We start from the raw sequence: 18,562 nt of genomic DNA on the forward strand, positions 1-18,562 counted from the left end.
AGGCTAGCCGCGTGCGCCGACATCCCGGCGCACAGCGGCCACGGCCCCGCAGGGTAGGCTCGGTGCCCGACATCCAGGAGGATCCATGGCCGGTCGCCGTCCGACGAACGCCCGCGAGCAGCGTGCTCGACTCGAACAGGAGCGCGCCCGCCTGCACGGCGCGCGGCGGGCTTGGCATGACGGCATCGTGCGGCGCCGGATCCGGGACAACACCGTCGCGATCATCACGGGCTCGGTCATCGTCGTCGCCGCCATCGTCAGCCAGGTGCTGCATGCCGAGGCGACCGCGCCCGCACCCAAGCCCTCGCCGACCGTCACGCCGACCCCGGCGGTCACGCCGACGCCCACGGCCACGTCGACCCCGGCGGGCTGAGGACACCGGGTCCTGCTCGCTCCCGCGCCCGGCGTACTAGGCTGAGGCTGTCCTTTCCGCCTCCCGCGGCCCGCCCGCGCAAGGAGTTCACCGTGTCTGCCCCAGAGCCGAACAACACCGAGTCCACGACCGCCCCCGAGCCCACGCCCATCCCCGATCCCACGAACAGCGCGGAGGCCGCGACCGGCTCCGAGCCGGTCGCGAACACGGAGGCTGCCGTCGTCGCTCCGGAATCCGCCGGGACCACGGAGACCACCGCGGAAGCGACGGAGGCCCCGGAGGCCGCCCCGGCCCCGGAGGACGCCCCGGCCCCGGAGGCCGCCCCGGTTCCGGCGCCCGCCCCGCGACCGTCGGCGATGCCGCGGCCGCCCGCGATGCCGCGTCCGCCGGCCACGCCGATCCGCCCCGCCGCCCCGGCCGCGCCGATCATCGCCGCACCGGCGGCATCCTCGGATGCCGCAGAGTGGGGCCGGGTCGAGGTCGACGGCACCGTCTCCGTCCGCGAGGGTGAGACCTGGCGCGTCGTCGGCGAGTACCCGGACGGCACCCCGGCCGAGGCGCTCGCGTACTTCGCGCGCAAGTACGACGACCTCGCGTTCAAGGTGAACACGCTCGAGCAGCGCGTGCAGTCCGGGGGTGCGGCCGCGGGCGATCTCGCCAAGCAGGCCGGGCACCTCGTCGCCGAAGTGACCGACGCGACCGCCGTGGGAGACCTCGCCGGCCTGCGCGGCCGGCTCGACGCGCTGACGGCGTCCCTCGCCGGCGCTGCCGCGGCAGAAGCCGTGGAGGCGAAGGCGGCCGTCGACGCCGCGATCGCCGAGCGCACCGCCCTGGTGGAGCGTTCCGAGGCGATCGCCGCTCAGGATCTCTCCGCGGTGCAGTGGAAGAAGGTCACCGAAGAGATGGCGGCCCTGTTCGACGCGTGGCAGAGTCACCAGCAGAACGGCGCCCGGCTGCCGAAGGGCGCGGCGAACCAGCTCTGGAAGCGATTCCGCGACGCCCGCGCCACCGTCGATCGTCAGCGCCGCGCGTTCTACGCCGAGCTCGACGAGACGCACAAGGCGGCACGCGACATCAAGGCCCGTCTGGTGGAGCGCGCCGAGGCCCTCGCGCCGAAGGGCGTGGACGGCATCCCCGCCTATCGCGGGCTGCTGGACGAGTGGAAGGCAGCCGGCCGCGCCGGCCGCAAGGCCGATGACGCACTGTGGGCGAAGTTCAAGGCCGCGGGCGACGCGCTGTATTCGGCCCGCGCCGAGCATGCCGCCGCCACCGAAGCCGAGTCCGCCCCGCGGATCGAGGCGCGCACGGCGCTGCTCGCCGAGGCCAAGGCCGTCGCCGACGAGCCGAACCTCGGCAAGGCCCGTGCTCTGCTCACCCGGATCCAGCGCCAGTGGGACGACGTCGGACGCATCTTCCCGCGCGAGCGGGAGCGCGCGCTCGATGACCGCCTGCGCGCGATCGAGCAGGAGTTGAAGGCGCGCGAGGACGTCGACTGGAAGCGCAACAATCCTGAGACGAAGGCCCGCGCCGGCGCGATGAGCGAGCAGCTGCTGCAGGCCATCGAGAAGCTCGAGGCCGAGCGCGATGCGGCGGAGAAGGCCGGCGATGCGAAGGCGCTGAAGCAGGCGAACGAGGCCCTGGAGGCCCGTCGCGCCTGGCTCAACGCGCTCGACGGCTGAGTCCGCTGCAGCGGAGTTGTCCACAGGGCGGGGGTCTTCGGATCCCCGCCCTGTGCCGTCTCGCCCAGACTGGACCGATGCACAACATGTTCCTGCATGTCCCGGGTGAGCGGCTCTCCGGCGCCGAGCTCAGCGCGGCGCGCCTCGACGGCGATGTCGTGGAGCTCGGTGAGGCGTACGCGCCGGCCGACCTCGTCGAGACCGCCGCACTGCGCATCGCATCGCTCGCCCCGCTCGTCCGAGGCATGCCCGGGGCAGCCTTCGCCGGCATGAGCGCGGCCTGGATCCACGGCGCCGGAGACGCTCCCCCGGCGGTGCACGAGCTGCAGAGCGCGACCCAACGGCGGCTGCGCGGTTCGAGCACCTGGAGGGTGCTCGTGCATGACCCGGCGCTCGAACCCGAGGACGTGCAGCGCTTCGGCACTCTGGCCGTCGCCACAGCCGAGCGCACGCTCATCGACCTGCTGCGCTGGCCTTCGACCGTGGCCGACCGTCGACCCTGGGCGCTGGCGCTGGCGCGCGCCGACCCCGGGTTGGCCGCACGCGCGGCGATCCGCCTGTCGCAGATCGCCCGCGGCCCCGGCCGCCACCGTGCCGAGCGGTTCCTCGCCGAGCTGATCGAGCGTCAGGGCTGATCGAGGGTCGGGGCTTACGGCGGATCAGGAGGATGTCACGCGGTACACGTCGTACACCGCGTCGATGCGCCGCACGGCGTTCAGCACTCGGTCCAGGTGCACCGTGTCGCCCATCTCGAACACGAAACGACTCAGCGCCAGCCGGTCGGACGTGGTCTGCACGGTCGCCGACAGGATGTTCACGTGGTGCTCGCTGAGCACCCGGGTGACGTCGGAGAGCAGGCCGGCGCGATCGAGCGCCTCGACCTGGATCTGCACGAGGAACACGCTGCGCGAGGTCGGCGCCCAGGTCACCTCGACCATGCGATCCTTCTCGGCGGACAGCGCCTTCACGTTCACGCAGTCGGACCGATGCACGGACACGCCGCTGCCTCGCGTCACGAAGCCGACGATCTCGTCTCCCGGGACCGGTGTGCAGCACTTGGCGAGCTTGACGAGGATGTCCGAGGCACCCCGCACGAGCACGCCCGAATCGCCCTCTCGCGGAATCCGGCTGCGGCCCTGCGCGGGGACGTCGATGACGCCGGTCGTGGTGTCCTCGGCCGTCGAGATCAGCGCGGTGACCTTCTCCAGGACCGACTGCGTCGACACGTGGCCCTCGCCGACGGCGGCATAGAGCGCGGAGACGTCCTCGTAGCGCAGCTGATGTGCGACCTCCGTGAACGACTCCTGGCTCATCAGTCGCTGCAGCGGCAGGTTCTGCCGGCGCATGGCACGGGCGATCGCCTCCTTGCCCTGCTCGATCGCCTCCTCGCGCCGCTCCTTGGTGAACCAGCCGCGGATCTTGTTGCGCGCGCGCGTGCTCTTGACGAATGTCAGCCAGTCCTGGCTGGGTCCGGCGTCGGGGTTCTTCGAGGTGAACACCTCGACGACGTCGCCGCTGCTCAGCGTCGTCTCCAGCGGCACCAGGCGTCCGTTCACCTTGGCGCCCATCGTGCGGTGGCCGATCTCCGTGTGCACCGCGTACGCGAAGTCCACCGGCGTGGCCCCCGCGGGCAACCCGATCACGCGTCCCTTCGGCGTGAAGACGTAGACCTCCTTCGCGCCGATCTCGAATCGCAGCGAATCGAGGAACTCGCTCGGATCCGCGGTCTCGGCCTGCCAGTCCGAGATGTGCGCGAGCCAGGTCATGTCCGCGTCGGTCGTGGAGCTCTTGCCGCCGCCGTTCATCCGCTCCTTGTACATCCAGTGCGCGGCGACGCCGAACTCCGCCTGCTGGTGCATCTCCTGCGTGCGGATCTGGATCTCGACGGTGCGGCCGCCCGGACCGATCACGGTCGTGTGCAGCGACTGGTAGAGATTGAACTTCGGGGTGGCGATGTAGTCCTTGAAACGACCGGGCAGCGGCGTCCAGCGGGCGTGAATGGCGCCGAGCACCGCATAGCAGTCGCGCACGGTGCCGACCAGCACCCGGATCCCGATCAGATCGTAGATGTCGTCGAATTCGCGGCCGCGCACCACCATCTTCTGGTACACGGAGTAGAGCTGCTTGGGCCGCCCTGCCACCTTGCCGCGCACGCGCAGGTCGCGCAGATCGCTCTCGACGGCGTCGACGACCTCCCGGATGTACTTCTCCCGCTGCGGGGTGCGCTGCTTGATCAGGCTGTCGATCTCGGCGTAGATCTTCGGATGCAGCACCGCGAAAGACAGATCCTCGAGTTCCGTCTTGATGGCCTGGATGCCGAGACGATGAGCGAGCGGCGCGTAGATCTCGAGCGTCTCGGTGGCCTTCTTCGCCGCCTTCTCCGGGGGGACGAAGCCCCAGGTGCGGGCGTTGTGCAACCGGTCGGCGAGCTTGATGATGAGCACTCTGATGTCCTTGGACATCGCGACGATCATCTTGCGCACCGTCTCGGCCTGAGCGCTGTCGCCGTACTTGACCTTGTCGAGCTTGGTGACGCCGTCGACGAGCATCGCGACCTCGTCACCGAACGTCGCGGTGAGCTCGGTCAATGCGTACCCGGTGTCTTCGACCGTGTCGTGCAGCAGGGCCGCGGCGATGGCGCGCGGGCCGAGACCGAGGTCGGCCAGGATTTGCGCGACCGCGAGCGGGTGCGTGATGTACGGCTCGCCGCTCTGGCGCTTCTGACCCTCGTGCTTCTCGGCCGCGACGGCGTAGGCGCGCTCGATGATCGCGAGATCGCCGCGCGGATGGTTCTGCCGGACGGTGCGGATCAGGTTGTCGAGGTCGTTGATCCGGGGCGCGCGCGAGAAGATGCGCGGCACGAGCCTGCGCAGACTCGAGCCCTGCCCCTGATTCTGACCCGGGGTCTGATTCGCCCCCTGACCCTGATTCGAGCCCCGAGCCGTTCCGACCTCGCTCATCCGACCTCCAGGCAGATCATCCTACGCGCGGAGCGGATGGCGGGGCGCATCGAGAGGTCAGACCTCCACCGCGGTCGCCGTGGCGCGGGAGCGTGCCTCGGTGACGCGGCTGTCGTGATCCTTGATCGTCTTCTCGTTCTCACGGAACAGCGAGTACAGCGGCGCCGCGACGAAGAGGGTCGAATACGTGGCCACGATGATGCCGACGAAGATCGACAGCGAGATGTCGGTCAGGGTCTGCGCCCCCAGCCAGAAGGCGCCGATGAAGAGGATCGCACCGACCGGCAGCGCCGCGATGATGGCGGTGTTGATCGAGCGCACCAGGGTCTGGTTCACGGCCAGGTTCACCGCTTCGCCGAACGTCCGGGAGGACTTCGCCCCCTCCTCCGTGGTGTTCTCCCTGACCTTGTCGAACACGACCGTGGTGTCGTAGAGGGAGTACGCGAGGATCGTGAGGAAGCCGATCACCGCCGCCGGGGAGATCTCGAACCCGGCCAGCGCGTAGACGCCGATCGTGATGACGAGGACGTCGAGCAGACCGAGGATCGAGGCCGCCGACATCTTCCAGGTGCGGAAGTAGATCGCGAGGATCAGGAAGGTCAGCGCGAGGAAGATCGCCAGGCCCCAGAGCGACTGGCGGGTGACGCCCTCGCCCCAGCTCGGCCCGATGAACGACGTGTTCACCTTGTCCGTCGGCACGTCGTAGGCCTTCGCCAGCGCGGCGGCGACCTGCGTCGTCTGGTCCGAGGACATCTGGCCCGTCTGCACGCGGATGTCGCGGTTGCTGACCGTCGTGGTCTTGGTGGTGATCGCCGGGGTGACCGAGTGCACAGCCGCGGTCGCCAGACTCTGGTCGCGGTTCGCCGGCGCTTCCACAGTGAACTGCGAGCCGCCGGTGAACTCGATCGAGAACTGGACGGGGCGGAACACCGGCACCAGGGCCGAACCGATCACGAGCAGGATCGCGATCACGAACCAGACGCGCCGCCTCCCGACGAACGGGAAGGAGGTCTTGCCGGAGTAGAGGTCGTTGCCGAACTCGTTCATGGAGCGCATCAGTCGTTCTCCTCGTTCCCGGAACGGGCCGAGCCCGATTCGGCCGCGGCAAGGGCCTCGGCCCGCTTGCGCTCGGCGATGGTCTGGCGGCGCTCCGCCTCACCGCGGGAGCGTCCGGCACGTGCCGCCTTGCCCTGCGATGCTGTGGCGACCTCGCGGTACTCGGTGCGCGTCCGGTAGACGGCGCCGAGCGCCTCCGGATCCATGCCCGACAGCGGGTGCCCGTTGCCGAAGAACCGCGTGCGGGCTAGCAGCTGCATCACCGGGTGCGTGAAGATCACGAAGATGGCGACGTCGATGAGCGTGGTGAGGCCGAGCGTGAACGCGAAGCCCTTGACCGTCGCATCCGCGAGGATGTACAGCACGACCGCGGCGAGCACGTTGATCGACTTCGAGATGTAGATCGTGCGCTTGGCGCGTGCCCAGCCGTCCTCGACGGCACCGGTGATGGACTTGCCGTCGCGCAGCTCGTCTCTGATGCGCTCGAAGTACACGATGAACGAGTCGGCCGTGAATCCGATCGACACGATCAGGCCGGCGACGCCGGCCAGCGAGAGCCGGAAGCCCATCCGCCAGCCGAGGATGCAGATGATCACGTAGGTGAGCACCGCCATCACCGCGATCGACGCGACGATCACGAACCCGAGCGCCCGGTAGCTGAGCAGCGAGTAGAGCGCGACCAGGCCGAGGCCGATGAGGCCGGCGATCAGGCCGATCTGCAGCTGCTGGGAGCCGAGCGTCGCAGAGATCGTGTCGGAGCTCTGCACGGTGAAACTGAGCGGCAGCGCCCCGTACTTGAGCTGGTCGGCGAGGCTCTTCGATGACTCCTGCGTGAACGATCCGCTGATCGAGGGCCGGCCGTCCAGGATGATCCCGTTCATCGACGGCGCCGAGATGACGGATCCGTCCAGGACGAACGCGAACTGGTTGCGCGGCGTGAGATTCTGCTGCGTGTAGGCGTAGAGGCGCTGGCTGACCTTGCCGAACGCGTCGGTGCCCTTCCCGTTGAAGGTCAGGTTGACCTCCCATTGGCCGTTCTGCTGGTTCATGCCGGCGACGGCATCGGTGATCGAGGTGCCGTCGAGCTCCACCGGGCCGAGCAGGTACTTCGCCTGCCCGCTGCTGTCGCACGCGATCAGCGGCTCACTCGCCGGCAGCTTCGCCGCGTCACGCTTGGTCTTGCAGTCGTAGGAGAGGAACTCGGCCTTCAGCTTCGGCGTGATCCAGGACAGGTCGCTGCCGTCCGTGGGCGACGGCGACGGCGTGGATCCGAGGTCGGGTGCGGGGGTCGGATAGGGTGTCGACTTGCCGTCGCTGCCGACGAACGACGTCGCAGGACTGGTCGCCGCGAGCACGGCGCGCAGCTCCATCTTGGCGCTCGCCTGGATGCGATTGCGGGTGGCCTGGTCGGCCTTGCCCGCGATCTGCACCACGATGTTGCGACCGCCCTCTGTGGTGATGTCGCTCTCGCCGACACCCGAGGCGTCCACGCGCTGACGGATGATCTGCGCCGCCTGATCCAGCTGATCCGCACTCGGATCCTTGCCGTCGGGCGTCTGGGCGCTGAGGATGATCTGCGTGCCGCCCTGGAGGTCGAGCGCGAGCGAGGGCGCCCAGGAGCTCTTGCTGAAGATCACGCCGCCGGCGTTGATGCCGAAGAGCACCGCCACGAGGACGAGCAGGCCGAGCAGGACCCGCCAGGCGTGCTTGACGGGGGAAGAAGATGCCACGAAGGTTCTTCGCTTTCTAGGAGAACGGACTCTCTACGAGAGCGGGACGGGCGTCAGTTCTTGTCGTCCGCCTCGCGCTCCAGGCGCGCGCGGGTCTCCTCGGCGGACTCGATGCGGATGTCGCCCGCCTTCGCGGGGCGCTCGTCCAGCGGGGTCTGGTCGTCGAGGGGCGTGTGGTCGAGCGGCGCGGCCGCGTCGTCAGCGGCAGCGGCATCCACATCGTCGGTGACGACGCGCAGGATCGCCTGGGAGTGCACGTCGATGACCACGCCGGGCGCGATCTCGACGCGGGCCGGGCGATCCAGGTTCTCCGGGTCGAACTCGACGATCGTGCCGTACAGGCCGCCCTGCAGGAGCACCCGAGCGCCCGGGACCGTCTCGGTCGCCTTCTTCGCCTGCTCGTCCTTCATGCGCTTGTTGCGCCGACGGGTGCTGAACACCATGAAGACGAGCAGGATCGCGAGGACGAAGAACAGGCCGTACTGCGAGAAGAAGGTCGCGATGTTCATGCGAGGAGAAAGCCTTTCGGGCGTGCGCACCACCGATGGCGCGCGAAAAGAGGGGATGGTGGAAGTCTTCAGCGATTATAGGTCATTGAACAGCGCCGCCCCCTCGGGGTGGGTCACGCCGAGGTGCGCGTACGCTTCCGGCATCGCGATCCGGCCTCTCGGCGTGCGCCCCAGGAAGCCGATCCGCACCAGGTACGGTTCGACCACGCTCTCGATGGTGTCCGGTTCCTCGCCGACCGAGACGGCGAGCGTGCTGAGCCCGACCGGACCGCCGCGGAACCGGCGCACGATGGCGTCGAGCACCGCGCGGTCCAGCCGGTCCAGCCCGATCCTGTCGACGTCGTAGAGCTCGAGTGCCGCGCGCACGTCGTCGACGGACGCGGAGGATCCGCCGCCGTGCACGAGAGCGTAGTCGCGGACCCGGCGCAGCAGCCGGTTGGCGATGCGGGGGGTGCCGCGGGAGCGCCGCGCGATCTCGGCGCGCGCGATGGCCGGCACGCCGACGCCGAGCACGATCGCCGAGCGCTCCACGACGCGCTCCAGCTCGGCCGGCTCGTAGTACTCCAGGTGCGCGGTGAAGCCGAACCGGTCGCGCAGCGGATTGGGCAGCAGCCCCGATCGCGTGGTCGCCCCGACGAGCGTGAACGGGGCCAGCTCCAGCGGGATGCTGGTGGCACCGGCGCCCTTGCCCACCATGATGTCGATCCGGAAGTCCTCCATCGCGAGGTACAGCATCTCCTCCGCGGAGCGTGCCATGCGGTGGATCTCGTCGATGAACAGCACCTCGCCCGAGGTGAGGCTGGAAAGCAGTGCCGCGAGGTCACCGGCGTGCTGGATCGCCGGACCGCTGGACATGCGCAGCGGGCGCTTGCTCTCGTGCGCGACGATCATCGCGAGCGTCGTCTTGCCGAGACCCGGAGGGCCGCTGAGCAGGATGTGGTCGGCCGGGCGCTCTTGGATCCGAGCGGCCTCGAGCAGCAGCTTCATCTGCCCGCGGACCTTGTGCTGGCCGACGAACTCGTCGAGGCTGGTCGGACGCAGGGCGCCCTCGATCGCGAGCTCGATCTCGTCGACGGCTTCTCCGGAGTCCTGGATCTCAGCCACGGGCCGGCCCCAGGGTCGCCAGGGTGCGGCGCAGCAGCAGCGCCACGGATCCCCGTTCGGTCTCGCTCGCCTCGCTGACACTGCGCTCGGCAGCATCCACCGCGATGCGCTCTGTCCATCCCAGTCCGATCAGGGCGGCCACGAGCTGGGTGCTGATCTCGTCGGGGATCGCCGCGGAGGGTGCCGCGGCGGTCGGAGCGTGCAGCTTGCCCGCCAGTTGCACGACGATGAGCTTGGCGGTCTTCGGGCCGATTCCCGAGACGCGGCGGAACGGCGCATCGTCGTCCGCAGCGACGGCGGAGGCGATCTGATCGACAGACAGGTGCGAGAGCACGCCGAGCGCCGACTTCGGTCCGACGCCGGTCACCCCGAGCAGGTGCCCGAACACCTCGAGCTCGGTGGCGTCGGCGAATCCGTACAGCGAGAGCGCGTCTTCCCGCACGATGAGCGAGGTGTGCAACCGCAGCTCGTGGCCGACCCGCGCCGTGTGCGCGACGTCGCCCGGGACGGCGACGAAGAACCCGACTCCCCCGACTTCGATGACGACCGAATCCGTGGTCGCGGACAGCACGATGCCGCGGAGCGAAGAGATCATGGGGCGAGTCTACGCACGTGCTCGTAGATATGTTCGAGCGACACGCTCGGCATCGGCCCAGGCCTTCTGCGCGGGTGTCAGCGCCTCGGCATCCGCGCCGGCCGAAAGGCCCGGCCCTCGCCAGGCGTGGCAGAGCGCGATCGCGAGAGCGTCGGCGGCGTCCGCGGGCTGCGGCGGCGCGTCCAGGCGCAGGATCCGCGCGATCATCGCCTGCACCTGCTTCTTGTCAGCGGATCCGTAGCCGGTGACCGCCGCCTTCACCTCGCTCGGCGTGTGCGTCGCTGCGGGCAGGCCGTGTTCGGCCGCGATGAGCAGCGCGACGCCGCTCGCCTGGGCCGTGCCCATCACCGTGTGGCTGTTCTGCTGGGCGAAGACCCGCTCGACCGCGACCGCGTCCGGCGAATGCTCGGCGATGACGGCGCGGATCCCGGCGGCGACCGCCGCGAGCCGCTCCCCGATCGGCGCATCGACCGGCGTGCGGATCACCCCCACGTGCACCAGGGTGCCGCGGCGCGTGGCGTCGACGTCGACCACTCCCACGCCGCAGCGCGTGAGTCCGGGGTCGATGCCCAGGATCCGCCGTACTCCCATCATCCCCCCAGGCTAGGCCGGGTCCGCCCGTCCCCGCCCCAGGCGCGCGGCCAGCCCATCGCGGCCTGCGCCTGTCGGCGCTGTTTCACGCTGTCGATTCCTGCTTCGCGCTGTTGATTCCTGGGAATGCTGCGGATAACTGTGCAGCGTGATCAGATATTGACCGCGTGAGCATCGCGACGGGCCTCAGCGCGCCACGCCGGATCGTACGGAACGATCTACGGCGCGGCCATCGGTCGGTGCTGCCCGGGAGGGCTCAGTCGTCGTTCTCGAGCTCGGCCTGCACCTCAGCGGTGAGGTCGAAGTTCGCGTAGACGTTCTGCACGTCCTCGCTGTCCTCGAGCGCATCGATCAGCCGGAAGATCTTCCGCGCCGTGTCTGCGTCGATCTCGACCTTGAGGTTCGGCACGAACTCCACGTCGGCGGACTCGTATTCGATGCCCGCCTCCTGCAGACCGGTGCGGACCGGCACGAGGTCGGAGGCCTCGGTGATGACGGCGAAGCCCTGGCCGTGCGGCTCGATCTCCTCAGCGCCGGCCTCGAGAGCCGCCATCATGAGGTCATCCTCGGTGGTGCCCTCGGCATCGACGACGATGACGCCCTTGCGGGTGAAGTTGTAGGCGACGCTGCCCGGGTCGGCCAGCGTTCCGCCGTTGCGGGTGAGCGCCGTGCGCACCTCGGCCGCCGCACGGTTCTTGTTGTCCGTCAGGCACTCGATCATCAGGGCCACGCCGTTGGCGCCGTACCCCTCGTACGTGATCGTCAGGTATTCGACCGACTCGCCGCCGATGCCGGCGCCGCGCTTGATGGCGCGGTCGATGTTGTCCTTCGGCACCGACGTCTTCTTGGCCTTGAGCACCGCGTCGAAAAGCGTCGGGTTGCCGGCCAGATCAGCGCCGCCGAGCTTCGCGGCGACCTCGATATTCTTGATGAGCTTGGCCCACGACTTCGCACGGCGCGAGTCGATGACGGCCTTCTTGTGCTTGGTCGTGGCCCACTTGGAATGCCCGGACATATCTCTCCCGCTCGTATCCCCCGGCGGAACGTCCCGCAGGGCATCGTCCATTCTAGAAGATCCCGGCTGGGATGACCGCGATGCCGTGCCACCGACCCGAACGGCTCAGACCAGGGATGCCCCGCGACGGCGACGGACGCGCTCGAGCAGCCGCTCATGCAGCCGGGTCTCGCCGTTCATCTCCGGGTGGAAGCTCGTGCCGAGCAGATTGCCCTGCTCCACGGCGACGACGCCGCCGTCCGGCAGCGCGGCGATCGCCCGCGCCTGCGCGCCGACCCGGGTGATGAGCGGCGCCCGGATGAACGTCGCCGCCACCTCCCCCTCGATGCCGTCGATCAGGAGATCCGTCTCGAAGGACTCGACCTGGCCGCCGAACGCGTTCCGCGCCACGGTGACGTCGAGCCCGCCGAGCGTGAGCTGGCCGTCGATCGCGCCTTCGAGCTCATCTGCCAGCAGGATCAGTCCCGCGCAGGTCCCGTAGACCGGCAGCCCGTCGGCGATCAGGGCACGCAGCGGCTCCCGGATCCCGAAGATCCGGGAGAGCTTGTCGATCACGCTCGACTCCCCGCCGGGCAGCACCAGACCGTCGAGCCCGTCCAGCTGCTCGGGGCGGCGGACGAGAACCGCCTCCGCCCCGAGCGAGGTCAGGATCGCGGCATGCTCGCGCACATCGCCCTGCAGCGCGAGCACCCCGATCCGGAGGGCGGATGTCACCAGCCGCGCTCCGCGAGCCGGTGCGGGGCGGCGAGGTCGGTCACGTTGATGCCGACCATCGCCTCGCCGAGTCCCCGGGAGACCTGGGCGATCACGGCGGGATCGTCGAACGCGGCGGTCGCCTTCACGATGGCGGCGGCGCGGGCGACGGGGTCGCCGGACTTGAAGATGCCGGATCCGACGAACACGCCGTCGGCGCCGAGCTGCATCATCATCGCGGCGTCCGCGGGCGTCGCCACTCCCCCGGCGACGAACATGACGACCGGCAGCGCGCCCTTCTCGGCGACCTCTGCGACGAGCTCGTACGGCGCCTGCAGCTCCTTCGCGGCGACGTACAGCTCGTCCTTGGACAGCGAGCCGAGACGCGCGATCTCGCCGCGGATGGTGCGGATGTGCTTCATGGCCTCGGAGACGTCGCCCGTGCCGGCCTCGCCCTTGGAGCGGATCATCGCCGCACCCTCGGTGATGCGACGCAGCGCCTCGCCCAGGTTGGTCGCGCCGCAGACGAAGGGAACCGTGAAGCCCCACTTGTCGATGTGGTTGACGTAGTCGGCCGGCGAGAGCACCTCGGACTCGTCGATATAGTCGACGCCGAGCTCCTGCAGCACCTGCGCCTCGACGAAGTGCCCGATGCGCGCCTTCGCCATGACCGGGATCGACACGGCCGAGATGATGCTGTCGATCATGTCGGGGTCGCTCATGCGGGAGACGCCGCCCTGGGCGCGGATGTCGGCCGGGACGCGTTCGAGCGCCATGACGGCGACGGCGCCGGCGTCCTCGGCGATCTTCGCCTGGTCGGCGGTGACGACGTCCATGATGACGCCGCCCTTGAGCATCTCGGCGAGTCCGCGCTTGACGCGGCCCGTGCCCGTGGTCGATTCGGGTGCAAGTTCTGTCATAGGACAGATCATACGCGGTCTGGATCGTCCCGCCTGGCCCTCCGCGCACGGCGGGACGCACCGCGTCGGGATGGGAAGATCGAAGGATGAAGATCCTCTCGATCCAGTCCGCCGTCGCGTACGGCCACGTCGGCAACTCCGCCGCGGTGTTCCCGCTGCAGCGCATCGGCGTCGAGGTCCTGCCGGTCTACACGGTGAACTTCTCCAACCACACCGGCTACGGCGCCTGGCGCGGACCGCTGATCCCCCCGGACGATGTGCGCGAGGTCATCACCGGCATCGAGGAGCGCGGCGTGCTCGGCCAGGTCGACGCCGTGCTGAGCGGCTACCAGGGCGGCGAGGGCATCGGCGACGTCATCATCGACGCCGTGGCGCGGGTGAAGGCGGCGAACCCGAACGCGGTGTACGCGTGCGACCCCGTGATGGGCAACGCGAAGTCGGGCTGCTTCGTGGCGCCCGCGATCCCCGAGCTGCTGCGCGAGCGGGTCGTGCCGGTCGCCGACATCATCACGCCGAACCAGTTCGAACTCGGCTACCTCACCGGCACCTCGCCCGACACGCTCGCCTCCACTCTCGCGTCTGTGGACGCGGCGCGGGCCATGGGGCCGCGCACGGTCCTCGTGACGAGCGTCGAGCGTCCCGATCGTCCGGAGGGCACGGTCGAGATGCTCGCGGTCGACGACGCGGGCGCGTGGATCGTGCAGACGCCGCAGCTGCCGATGAAGGCGAACGGATCCGGTGACGTCACCGCCGCGTTGTTCACCGCGCACTATCTGGAATCCGGATCCGCCGCGGTCGCACTGCGCAAGACCGTCTCCAGCGTCTTCGACCTGCTCGCGCTCACCCTGGACTCGGGCGATCGCGAACTGCGGCTCGTCGAGGCGCAGGAGTTCTACGCGCACCCGCGCGAGCAGTTCGCTGTGATACAGGTCCGCTGACCCGGGGCCGCTATAACTCTCGTAGGGCCCGCCTTGGAACTCGCGGACGTGATCCCGGAAGACATCGTTGTGCAGGTCGGCCGCGCCGACGCGGGTGCGCTGGAGCGCCTCCGCAGACTTTCTTCCAGCCTTCGAACATGCGCGCCGCCTACTTCGTGAGCACGATCGGCGACGACCTCGCGTCGACCGGAAGGACGGCTCCGATCCTATTCCTGCGCGGGAGCGATGTGAGAGGAATCGCGCGCGGCCGGCCAGGCCGCGGCGACGGTGTTGCGCACGTCGCCCAGCAGCTGCGGCAGCGCCTTCGTCTTGGCGATGATCGGGAAGAAGTTCGCGTCGCTGTTCCAGCGCGGCACGACGTGCTGGTGCAGGTGCCCGTCCACACCGGCGCCGGCCACCGCGCCCTGGTTCATGCCGATGTTGAAGCCGTCGCAGCGCGACGTCGCCGTCAGCACGCGCATCGCCGTCTGCGTGAGAGCGGCGATCTCCGCCACCTCGTCATCGGTGGCCTGGTCGTACCGGGCGACGTGACGATACGGGCAGACCAGCAGATGCCCGGAGTTGTACGGGAACAGGTTCAGCAGCACGTAGGCGGTGCGCCCGCGCGCGACGATCAGCCGTTCCTCGTCCGGATGCTTCGGCGCCTCGCAGAACGGGCACTCCTCGCGCAGAGGCTCCGGGCCCGCCTGGATGTACGTCATCCGATGCGGCACCCAGAGCCGCTGGAACTCGTCGGGGACGCCGGCGAAGTGCGCAGCATCCTCGAGCTGCACATCGCCGCCGGAGCCGCCGTCGGCGCTCATGCCAGGTCGCTCGCCGTGTGGATCAGCGCGTGGTCCTCGATCGCGCGGCGGACGCGTTCGACCGCGTCGGCCAGCGGCACGCCGTTCTCCTGGGTACCGTCACGGAAACGGAATGAGACCGTCCCCGCCGCGCGGTCCTGCTCCCCCGCGATGAGGATCAGCGGGATCTTGCCCGTGGTGTGATTGCGGATCTTCTTCTGCATCCGCTCATCGGAGTGGTCGACCTCGGCGCGCACGCCGACGGCGCTCAGCGCAGCGACCGCGTCGTCGAGGTAGTCCGCGAACTCCTCGGCCACGGGCACGCCCATGACCTGGACGGGCGAGAGCCACAGCGGGAAGTCGCCCGCGTAGTGCTCCAGCAGAATCGCGAAGAACCGCTCGATCGAGCCGAACAGGGCGCGGTGGATCATGATCGGGCGCTTCTTCTGCCCATCCTTGTCCATGAACTCCAGGTCGAAACGCTCCGGCAGGTTCGGGTCGACCTGCACGGTGGACAGCTGCCACACGCGGCCGATCGCGTCGGTGGTCTTCAGGTCGATCTTCGGACCGTAGAAAGCGGCCTCGCCGGGCACCTCGGTGAGCTTCAGACCCGACGCGAGCGCCACGCGGCGCAGCGCATCCGTCGACGACTCCCAGAACTCGTCGGATCCGATCCACTTGCTCTTCTCGTCGTCCTTCATGGACAGCTCGAGCTCGAAGTCGGTCAGCCCGAAGTCCCGGAGCATGGAGAGGATGAATTCCAGGACCTTCGCGACCTCGGTCTCGAGCTGGTCCGGGGTGACGAACAGGTGCGAGTCGTCCTGGGTGAAGCCGCGCACGCGGGTGAGGCCATGCAGTGCACCGGAGAGCTCGTTGCGGTAGACGGTGCCGTTCTCGGCGAACCGCAGCGGCAGATCGCGGTAGCTGCGCGCACGCTCCTTGTAGATCAGGATGTGCATCGGGCAGTTCATCGGCTTCAGGTAGTAGTCCTGGCCCTGCTTGGTGACGTGCCCGTCCTCGTCGCGCTCCTCGTCCATCCGGATCGGCGGGAACATGCCGTCGCGGTAGGTGACGAGATGGTTCGAGGTGAGGAACAGGTCCTCCTTCGAGATGTGCGGGGTGTACACGTACGTGTACCCGGCGGCGATGTGCCGGCGTCGCGCGTGCTGCTCCATCTCGCCGCGGATGACGCCTCCGCGCGGGTGCCAGACCGACAGGCCGGATCCGATCTCGTCGGGGAACGAGAACAGGTCCAGTTCCTTCCCCAGGCGGCGGTGGTCGCGCTTGGCGGCCTCCTCGAGGCGCTGCTGGTAGGCGCGCAGCTCGTCCTTGGTGGGCCACGCCGTGCCGTAGATGCGCTGCAGCTGCGGGTTCTTCTCGGATCCGCGCCAGTAGGCCGCAGCGATCCGGGTCAGGTCCCAGCCGTTGCCGATCAGGCGGGTGCTCGGCAGGTGCGGGCCGCGGCAGAGGTCCTTCCAGACGACCTCTCCGTCCTTGGAGACGTTGTCGTAGATGGTCAGCTCGCCCTCGCCGACCTCGACGGAGGCGCCCTCGGTCTTGTCCGCGCCCGGGCCCTTGAGCCCGATGAGCTCGAGCTTGAACGGCTCGTCCGCGAGCTCGAGCCGCGCCTCCTGGTCGGAGACGACGCGGCGCACAAACCGCTGGCCCTCGCGCTGGATCCGCTGTATCTCCTTCGAGATCGCCTTGACGTCCTCGGGGGTGAACGGGGTGTCGACGCCGAAGTCGTAGTAGAAGCCGTCGGTGATCGGCGGACCGATGCCGAGGTTCGCCTGCGGCTTGATGCGCTGCACGGCCTGCGCCAGCACGTGGGCCGTGGAGTGGCGGAGGATCGCGAGCCCCTCAGAGCTGTCGATCGTGATGGGCGCGACGACGTCGTCCTCCGTGACGAGGGCGGCGAGGTCCTTCTGCTGGCCGTTGACGAGCATGGCGACCACGGCGCGGTCGGCGAACGGTCCGTTCGCGCCGTACAGGGCGAAGCCGTCGCAGGGATAGGACGGCGCCGACGAGGGGGACGCAGGGTTCTCAGACAAGGGAGTTCTCCAGATAGGCGATGGTCTCGGCTGCTCAGCTTCGGGCGCAGAAACGCCCTGCCCGCTCAGGCCCTGAGCGTTCGCGTGCCGGTGACCACGACCACGGTCGTGCGCATCTCCCGGGCGAAGTCCATAGGAGAATCCTACGACGAGGCGGCCGCCGCCTCGTCCAGGTGCCGCGGCGCGATCCGCCAGGAGGTGCTGCCCGGGACGCCGGTTGCGCGGCGGACCCTGGCCCGGTCAGCCCTTCGGAGCCTTCGGCGGGTGGGGGCGCACGAGGCCGTCCGTCGGGGCTGCCAGGACGCTGCCGTCGCGCGTCACGAGGGCCGGCATCGCCACGCCGAGCGGGCCGGGCCAGGGCTGGGGCGCGACCGGCTTCGGCGTCGGCTTCGGAGGCGCCGGCTGCGTGATCGTCGCGCCCGGCGCCGGCGGCACGGGGCGCGAGAGCGACGGGTCGATCAGGTGCGCGAGAGACGGGGCCGTGTCGACCCGGGGAACGCCCATCGCGGGCAGGCCGAGCAGGTCGATGATCGTCTTCGGGATCGACGCGTGCGAGTGCCATTCCGGATCGATCCGCTGCGAAACCATGCCTCCGAACATCAGCAGCGGGATCCGCGAGCCGCCGATCGCCTGGAAGCCGCCGGGGTGGATCGCGTCCGGGACCGTCTCGATGTCGGGCGTGGGCACCGAGTCCGCATAGCCGCCCCAGTCGTCCCACGTCAGGATGAACGTTGTCTGCTCCCAGCCGCCGCCGTCGATGACCGCCTGGATCCGATCGTGCACCAGGTTCTGGCCGTGCGTCACGTAGTCGGGGTTGCTCACCATCGGCGGATGCTCGTCGTAGCCGGAGGGGCTCCACACGTAGCAGATCTGCGGGAGTTCCCCGGCCTTCGCCATCGGGATGAAGTCTTTCGGCGGGTGCACGTTCGCCGTGCCGGGAGCCTCACTGAGCGTCTTGTAGAACTTGGTGGGATATCCGCTCTGATCCGGGAACGCGGCCCAGCTGACTCCGGCTGACTCGGCGACCGAGAAGATCGACGGGATGTCCCAGACCGGGTGCGCGCCGGTGAAGGGCGGGTTCCGCAGCGTCGGCATCTGCCCGCCGATCGCGAGCATGTGGCCGGGCGTCGAATTGGATCCGGATCCGAAGTGGTGGTCGCTGAACACGAATTGCTTCGCGAGCCAGCTGTAGTATGGGATCACGGTGTCGTTGTCGATCTGCGCGGCGAGTGCCGGATAGTCCCCCATCGCGAAGTGCACCCAGGCGTTCCGATCATGCGGCTGATCGAAGTTCGGCGGCGCGGAGAGGAGGTTGCCGTGGTTCGCGACGACGGCGCCCCACGCGGCCATCGTCGGGAAGTAGAAGTCCGTGGTCTTGTTCTCCTGGATGAACACGATCACCCGATGCCCTGCCATCGCCTGTGCCATCACGGTTCCTCCGTCCGGGACTCGCTGCCAGCACACCACGAGCGGCCACGGCACGCCAGATGCCGACGAGAATTCCCGGGGAGGAGATAGGAACGGAGACTGTCCTTCCAACGAAAAAACCCCCGGCTGACCGGGGGT

Annotated in this window: 17 protein-coding genes; 4 read left to right on the forward strand and 13 right to left on the reverse strand. The window is 69.3% G+C overall.

Translation table 11 applies throughout. The features are described 5' to 3' along the window. The first annotated feature begins 85 nt into the window (after positions 1 to 85). The 3 genes from ABD882_RS06105 (at position 86) to ABD882_RS06115 (ending at position 2,687) form a co-directional block, all read left to right on the forward strand. Complete coding sequence (locus tag ABD882_RS06105; RefSeq protein WP_345185340.1) at positions 86 to 373, forward strand: hypothetical protein; 288 nt, start codon at positions 86 to 88, stop codon at positions 371 to 373. A 92-nt stretch (positions 374 to 465) separates the two neighbouring features. After that, positions 466 to 2,052, forward strand: coding sequence for a DUF349 domain-containing protein (locus ABD882_RS06110; RefSeq protein ID WP_345185341.1), 1,587 nt, complete (start codon positions 466 to 468; stop codon positions 2,050 to 2,052). A 77-nt stretch (positions 2,053 to 2,129) separates the two neighbouring features. Continuing rightward, positions 2,130 to 2,687 (forward strand): type IV toxin-antitoxin system AbiEi family antitoxin, encoded by a 558-nt coding sequence (locus tag ABD882_RS06115; RefSeq protein WP_345185343.1) that lies wholly within the window; start codon positions 2,130 to 2,132, stop codon positions 2,685 to 2,687. A gap of 24 nt (positions 2,688 to 2,711) precedes the next feature. Here ABD882_RS06115 and ABD882_RS06120 read toward each other — a convergent pair whose 3' ends face one another. The 10 genes from ABD882_RS06120 to pdxS all read right to left on the reverse strand — a co-directional run bounded on the left by ABD882_RS06120 (position 2,712) and on the right by pdxS (position 13,225). Continuing rightward, positions 2,712 to 5,012 (reverse strand): RelA/SpoT family protein, encoded by a 2,301-nt coding sequence (locus tag ABD882_RS06120; protein WP_345185344.1) that lies wholly within the window; start codon positions 5,010 to 5,012, stop codon positions 2,712 to 2,714. A 57-nt stretch (positions 5,013 to 5,069) separates the two neighbouring features. After that, the gene (gene secF / locus ABD882_RS06125) at positions 5,070 to 6,068 is read right to left on the reverse strand and encodes a protein translocase subunit SecF (RefSeq protein ID WP_345185346.1); all 999 of its coding nucleotides are present in this window, start codon (positions 6,066 to 6,068) and stop codon (positions 5,070 to 5,072) included. Next, entirely contained in the window at positions 6,068 to 7,798 is a 1,731-nt protein-coding gene (gene secD, locus ABD882_RS06130) for a protein translocase subunit SecD (RefSeq protein ID WP_345185347.1), read from the reverse strand. Before secD ends, secF begins: the two co-directional genes overlap by 1 nt. Positions 7,799 to 7,851: 53 nt before the next feature. Then, on the reverse strand, positions 7,852 to 8,307 hold the full coding sequence (locus ABD882_RS06135) for a preprotein translocase subunit YajC (RefSeq protein WP_345185349.1): 456 nt from the start codon (positions 8,305 to 8,307) through the stop codon (positions 7,852 to 7,854). 75 nt (positions 8,308 to 8,382) lie between these two features. Beyond that, entirely contained in the window at positions 8,383 to 9,411 is a 1,029-nt protein-coding gene (ruvB, locus tag ABD882_RS06140; RefSeq protein WP_345185350.1) for a Holliday junction branch migration DNA helicase RuvB, read from the reverse strand. Beyond that, positions 9,404 to 10,006, reverse strand: a complete 603-nt coding sequence (ruvA, locus tag ABD882_RS06145; protein ID WP_345185352.1) for a Holliday junction branch migration protein RuvA — start codon at positions 10,004 to 10,006, stop codon at positions 9,404 to 9,406. The genes ruvB and ruvA overlap by 8 nt, the downstream gene beginning before the upstream one ends. A gap of 9 nt (positions 10,007 to 10,015) precedes the next feature. After that, the gene (gene ruvC, locus ABD882_RS06150) at positions 10,016 to 10,600 is read right to left on the reverse strand and encodes a crossover junction endodeoxyribonuclease RuvC (RefSeq protein ID WP_425563333.1); all 585 of its coding nucleotides are present in this window, start codon (positions 10,598 to 10,600) and stop codon (positions 10,016 to 10,018) included. 253 nt (positions 10,601 to 10,853) lie between these two features. Next, positions 10,854 to 11,612 carry a YebC/PmpR family DNA-binding transcriptional regulator gene (locus ABD882_RS06155; protein ID WP_345185354.1) on the reverse strand — a complete coding sequence of 253 codons (759 nt, stop codon included), beginning with the start codon at positions 11,610 to 11,612 and terminating at the stop codon, positions 10,854 to 10,856. Between the two features lie 105 nt (positions 11,613 to 11,717). Further along, positions 11,718 to 12,329 (reverse strand): pyridoxal 5'-phosphate synthase glutaminase subunit PdxT, encoded by a 612-nt coding sequence (gene pdxT / locus ABD882_RS06160; RefSeq protein ID WP_345185853.1) that lies wholly within the window; start codon positions 12,327 to 12,329, stop codon positions 11,718 to 11,720. Beyond that, entirely contained in the window at positions 12,323 to 13,225 is a 903-nt protein-coding gene (pdxS, locus tag ABD882_RS06165; protein WP_345185356.1) for a pyridoxal 5'-phosphate synthase lyase subunit PdxS, read from the reverse strand. Before pdxS ends, pdxT begins: the two co-directional genes overlap by 7 nt. A gap of 86 nt (positions 13,226 to 13,311) precedes the next feature. Here pdxS and pdxY point away from each other — a divergent pair, with 86 nt between their 5' ends. After that, positions 13,312 to 14,163, forward strand: a complete 852-nt coding sequence (gene pdxY / locus ABD882_RS06170) for a pyridoxal kinase PdxY (RefSeq protein ID WP_345185357.1) — start codon at positions 13,312 to 13,314, stop codon at positions 14,161 to 14,163. A gap of 206 nt (positions 14,164 to 14,369) precedes the next feature. Here the strand turns inward: pdxY and ABD882_RS06175 are convergent, their stop codons facing one another. The 3 genes from ABD882_RS06175 to ABD882_RS06185 form a co-directional block, all read right to left on the reverse strand. Further along, the gene (locus ABD882_RS06175) at positions 14,370 to 14,966 is read right to left on the reverse strand and encodes an HIT family protein (protein ID WP_345185359.1); all 597 of its coding nucleotides are present in this window, start codon (positions 14,964 to 14,966) and stop codon (positions 14,370 to 14,372) included. Next, positions 14,963 to 16,891 (reverse strand): threonine--tRNA ligase, encoded by a 1,929-nt coding sequence (thrS, locus tag ABD882_RS06180; protein ID WP_345185854.1) that lies wholly within the window; start codon positions 16,889 to 16,891, stop codon positions 14,963 to 14,965. The genes ABD882_RS06175 and thrS overlap by 4 nt, the downstream gene beginning before the upstream one ends. Positions 16,892 to 17,236: 345 nt before the next feature. Further along, on the reverse strand, positions 17,237 to 18,424 hold the full coding sequence (locus tag ABD882_RS06185) for an alkaline phosphatase family protein (protein ID WP_345185361.1): 1,188 nt from the start codon (positions 18,422 to 18,424) through the stop codon (positions 17,237 to 17,239). Positions 18,425 to 18,562 lie beyond the last annotated feature (138 nt).

Source organism: Microbacterium panaciterrae, from assembly GCF_039541635.1.
In the GTDB taxonomy this organism is placed as follows: domain Bacteria; phylum Actinomycetota; class Actinomycetes; order Actinomycetales; family Microbacteriaceae; genus Microbacterium; species Microbacterium panaciterrae.